The organism is Luteolibacter sp. (assembly GCF_058122085.1).
The window spans coordinates 1-4759 of sequence record NZ_JBIKBQ010000175.1 but is presented as its reverse complement, the minus strand read 5'-3'; the positions used below and the strand labels follow the sequence as shown (position 1 = coordinate 4759).

At 63.9% G+C, this 4759-nt stretch carries 1 protein-coding gene and 1 pseudogene; both read left to right on the top strand.

Going from position 1 to position 4759, the window contains the following annotated elements; translation table 11 throughout:
• Nucleotides 1-2837 (top strand): ATP-dependent RNA helicase (locus tag AC4DF4_RS17905; RefSeq protein ID WP_490049467.1); only part of this gene is annotated, 2837 nt, incomplete at its 5' end.
• A gap of 296 nt (nt 2838-3133) precedes the next feature.
• A pseudogene (locus tag AC4DF4_RS17900) lies at nt 3134-4759 on the top strand (hypothetical protein); the annotation flags it as partial.

The following is a 4759-nucleotide window of genomic DNA, read 5'->3' as shown; positions in this document are numbered from 1 at the left end:
ATTCAGGCCGTCCTTCTTGCCACCTTGCCGGGACTTGCCGGCGCCAACTCGTCGAAGCGTTCGAACAGGCGAAAGCCAAGGGCCTCTGGAACGACGGCCTGGCCGCCCAGCGGTTCCGCCGGGTGAAGGGTGACGAGCCGGTCAGTCTTCTCGATGCCTTGGTGAAGGCTTTTCCGAAAGAATCCCCCGATCTGCGCAAGTGCTGTCTCGACGGCGGTAATATCCTGGTAAATGAAACGCCGACCACCTCCGCCGTGAAAGTTACCGGAATGAACAAGGTCCTCATCATGCCCGCCCCCGCCTCGCTGCCCATCTGGAGAATCCACACTGACATCCTGCGCACGCTGCAAGCCGGCAATCGCCTGGTGCTCGTCGCGCCCACGGGTTCGGGCAAGACCACCCAGGTGCCGCAGATGCTGCTCGATGCCGGGATCGCGGGCGACAAGATGATCGTGGTGCTGCAACCCCGCCGCGTCGCCGCCCGCAGCGTGGCCACCCGCGTCGCCTGGGAGCGCGAGGGGAAGCTCGGCGCGGAGGTCGGCTATCAGATCCGCTTCGACGACCACACCAGCGTCGGCACCCGCATCTGTTTTGTCACCGAAGGCATCCTGCTGCGCTGGTTGCAGGACGACCGCACGCTTTCCAAGATCGGGGCGGTGGTCTTTGATGAGTTCCACGAGCGAAACCTGCTCAGCGATGTCGCCCTCGCCTTGGTGAAAAATTTGCAGCAAACCCAGCGCCCTGATCTGGCCATGCTGGTGATGTCCGCCACGCTCGATGCCGAGCCGGTCGCCGCGTATTTGAACCAGTGCCCGATCCTCATTTCCGAAGGACAAAGTTTCCCCGTGGAAGTCGGCTACCTCTCTCAGCCCGACCCACGCCCGATCACCGCGCAAGCCGCTGGAGCGGTCGAGCGCATCCTCAACGACGACGCCCCCGGCGACATCCTCGTCTTCATGCCCGGGCGCGGCGAAATCAACGGCACCCTCGACGCGTTGCGCGGCCTGCGAACGCAGGAGCGCGTGGCCTGCATCCCCTTGCACGGCGAACTCGAACCACAGGAGCAAGACCGAGCCTTCGCTCCGAACGCGCTGCGGAAAATCATCGTCGCCACCAACGTCGCCGAAACCAGCATCACCATCGACGGCATCCGCCACGTCGTGGACAGCGGCGTCGCCCGCGTGGCTCGCTACGATGCCGAACGCGGCATCGGCACGCTCTTGCTAGAGCCGATCAGCCGCGCCAGTGCCGACCAACGCAAAGGCCGCGCCGGCCGCACCGCGCCGGGCACCTGTCATCGTTTGTGGACCGTGATCGGCCACAAGACCCGCGAGGAACGCAACACGCCGGAGATTCAGCGCAGCGACCTCGCCGAGGTTGTCCTCCTGCTTCACTCGTTAGGCATCCGGGAGGCCGCCACCTTTGACTGGCTGGACAAACCCGATACCCAGGCGGTCGAACGCGCCGAGCGCCTGCTCACCATGCTCGGCGCCTTGCTCGATGCGGAACTCACGCCCATCGGCCGGCAAATGCTGCGCCTGCCGATGCACCCGCGCTACTCGCGCATGTTGATTGAGGCCAGCCAGCGCGGCTGCGTGCCCGATGCCGCCTTGTGCGCCGCCCTCGTCAGTGGCCGCGACCTGCTCGCCCGCCTGGATCGCGACGACGGCCAAACGCAAACCGCGCGCGAAATGTTCGAGACCAGCGGCGACTCCGACTTCATCACCCTGATGCGCGCCTACGACTTCGCCCAGGCGAACCGCTTCAGCTTCGACCGCTGCCGCAGCCACGGCATCAACGCCCAGGTTGCCCGCCAAGTGGAGCAGACCTGCCAACAAATCCTGCAAGCCGCCCACCAACAACGCCTCTACGATCGCGAAAAACCACCCGCCAGCCCGGTAAAAAACGACGACGCCCTGCTGCGGTGCCTGATGGCCGGCTTCGTCGATCAGCTCGCCAAACGCCGAGAACCCGGCAAGCCCGCGTGCGACCTCACCGAGCAACGACAAGGCCAGCTCGTCCGCGAAAGCGTGGTGCAGGACGCCCCGTTTTTCGTCGCCGCCAATCTGCGGCAAGCGCCCTCGCGCGGTCCCACACCGCTGACCCTGCTCAGCCTCGCCGCCGCGGTGAAGACCGAGTGGATCGCCGAGATGTTTCCCCAGCATCTAACGACCACCGTCGAGCACCTCTTTGATGCCCGGAACAAGCGAGTCTCCGCGATGAAACTCACGCGCTATCGGGATCTCGTCATCGAGCAGAAAGCACAGCAACGCGACCTCGATCCCCTCGCCAGCGGCCGCTGCCTCGCCGATGCCCAGCGTGCCGGAGCCTTCGACCTGCCGCTGATGGATCACCGGCTAAAACAATTCATCGCCCGCGTGAACCTCGTCCACGCCAACGTGCCCGAACTCGAGTTCGCGCCCTTTGATGCCGACGCCATCACCACCTGCCTCGCCCGCGCCCTCACCGGCCTCTCGTTAGTGAGGGAGGCGCAGGCCGCGTCTCTCACGAACGCGTTCCACCGACATTTGGAAAAGGGCCAGATCGCTTGGCTCGATGAGTTGCTGCCGCTCTCCATTCCCTGGCTCGACGGCCGCACCACGAAAGTCTCCTACGTCAACGACTCACCGGAAGCGCAGGTGAAGCTACAGGAATGCTACGCCCTCAAAGAACATCCCAGTCTCTGCGAAGGCCGCCTTCCCGTGCTCCTCAACCTCTGCACTCCCGACGGCAAACGCCTCGCCACCACCACCGACTGGCCGCACTTCCTCGCCCGCGAATGGCCGAGGCACCGCCCCACCGTGGCGAAGAAATTCCCCGGGCATGTGTGGCGGTAGGGGGCGCTCGTCATCATTGATTGCATTGCGGGCGAGTCCATTGACAAAAATCCGCACCGGTTCATTGGCGGTGGTCGTGATGACCTTTCTAGCAGTCTGGGCGCGATTCACCGCCTGTTACCACTTCCACAGAGGCCGGTGCACGATGTCGGGACCGCGTTGCCTCTTGTGCGGTGGAGGTCGCGGCGTTTTTCGCAATATCCGGGTCATCTCCTGAGTCTGGCTGTGGTTTTTCCCGGATTTTCCGGCCAATCTTCTTGCAGCAAGCGGTCCGGGCGTTCTAGCTGCGTGCCTCCATGAAACTGCAAGCAAGCTGGTTGTTGATCCCCGCGGTGGCTTTGAGCTTCGGGGCTTGTAAGAAAAAAGAAGCGGTCAAGGCCCCGGAAACTCCGGCGGCGGTGGCCCAAGCGCCTGCACCGGAGGCACCGCCGCCGGTTCCCGCCGTGACGCCGGAGGAACGGGCTGCCAAGCTCGGTTTCGTCAAGCACCTGACGCAGGACACCGAGGGTGTTCTCGCCTTTTATAACGGCACCAAAACCGCCTCCCGCGCCAAGGCCACTCAACTTTGGAAACTCGTCGAAAATCAAATGGGCGTCGGCGGCGATGAACCGGCCGAGGCCGCAGCCGGCGAAGCGACCGGCCCGGCCGCGTTGTTCGGCACCGAGTTCACGCTCGCGCTCGGCAAGTCCACTGCGGAACAAACCGGCAACCTCCTCACCTTCAACCGCCGCATGGGCTACTTCCAGATGCGCTCCATCGCCAAGGCGTTCGCGGCCGCCGTGAAATCCGGCGACGCTTCCACGCTATCAGATTCGTTTGCCGACAGCTACGGCCCGGATTTGTTCAAGGACCTGCTCAAGGACCCGCAGTCGGGAATTTCACTCCTCGAAAAGACCCAAATGCCGCCGGTTTACATGGCTTTCAGGACCCAAGAAGCCGATCGCGCCACCGCCGCCCAGCAACTCGCCGCGATGATCGCCAACGCCAACATGCTCGGTGAAATGGTCGAGCCCGTCGAAATCGAAAGCGCCGGCTGCAAATTTGAGGGCGTCAAAATCCTCGGCGCCAAAATTTCCGCCACCATGGCCGAGGACCGCGCCGACATGGACGAGGAACTCGACGCCGCCACCGTCGATCAATTGCTCGCCGTGGTCGCGAAAAAAGACCTGCTCATCCTCAGCGGCACGGTGGGGGACTACGTCGTCCTTTTCCTGGGCGGCTCGGCCGATGACTTCAAGCTGGCTGTCGACGTCGGCCAGTCGCTCGCCGCGTCCGATGCTCTCGCCTTCAGCGATGCCTATGTTTCCAAGGAACTCGCCGCCGTGGTCTATGGCCAAAAGGACGCCATGGACACGCTCGCCAGCGCTGCCGGAGGGCTTGCGGAAATGACCAGCGGCCTGCGCGACGGACTTGTCGGCGCGGACGGACTCGGTGACACCCGCGACTTGGAGGCGATGTTCAAAATCGTCGCCGAGCGCGAAGCCACCCTGCGCAAACTCGCCGGAAGCGACTCGCTCGGGATGGTCGCCTTCTTCGAGGACGGTCTCAAAATCGAATCCTACGGCGGCACCGACAACGGCATGGTCGATTGGAAGTCCCCGAACAAACTCGCCGCTCTCGGCGATTCGGAAGAAGTCGTGTTGTTCGCCAACCTGACGACCGACGCTGCTTACGACGAGAAGGCCCGCGCCTATGCCGAAGCGCTGTTGGAGACCGCCTACGCCATGGCCATGAGAGTCGCGGAAGCGCCGATCGAGGGCGGGCAACTCGCGCAGTTCAAGGAAATGGCCAAGCTGTTTGACGGCAAGTTCCGCCCGGACATGCTCGCCTTGTGGGATGCTTACAGCAACGATTTCGGGGATAGTCTCGGTCATGAGCGGGCCTTGGTCGTCGATCTCAAAGGCACCGCCCCCGCGATTCCC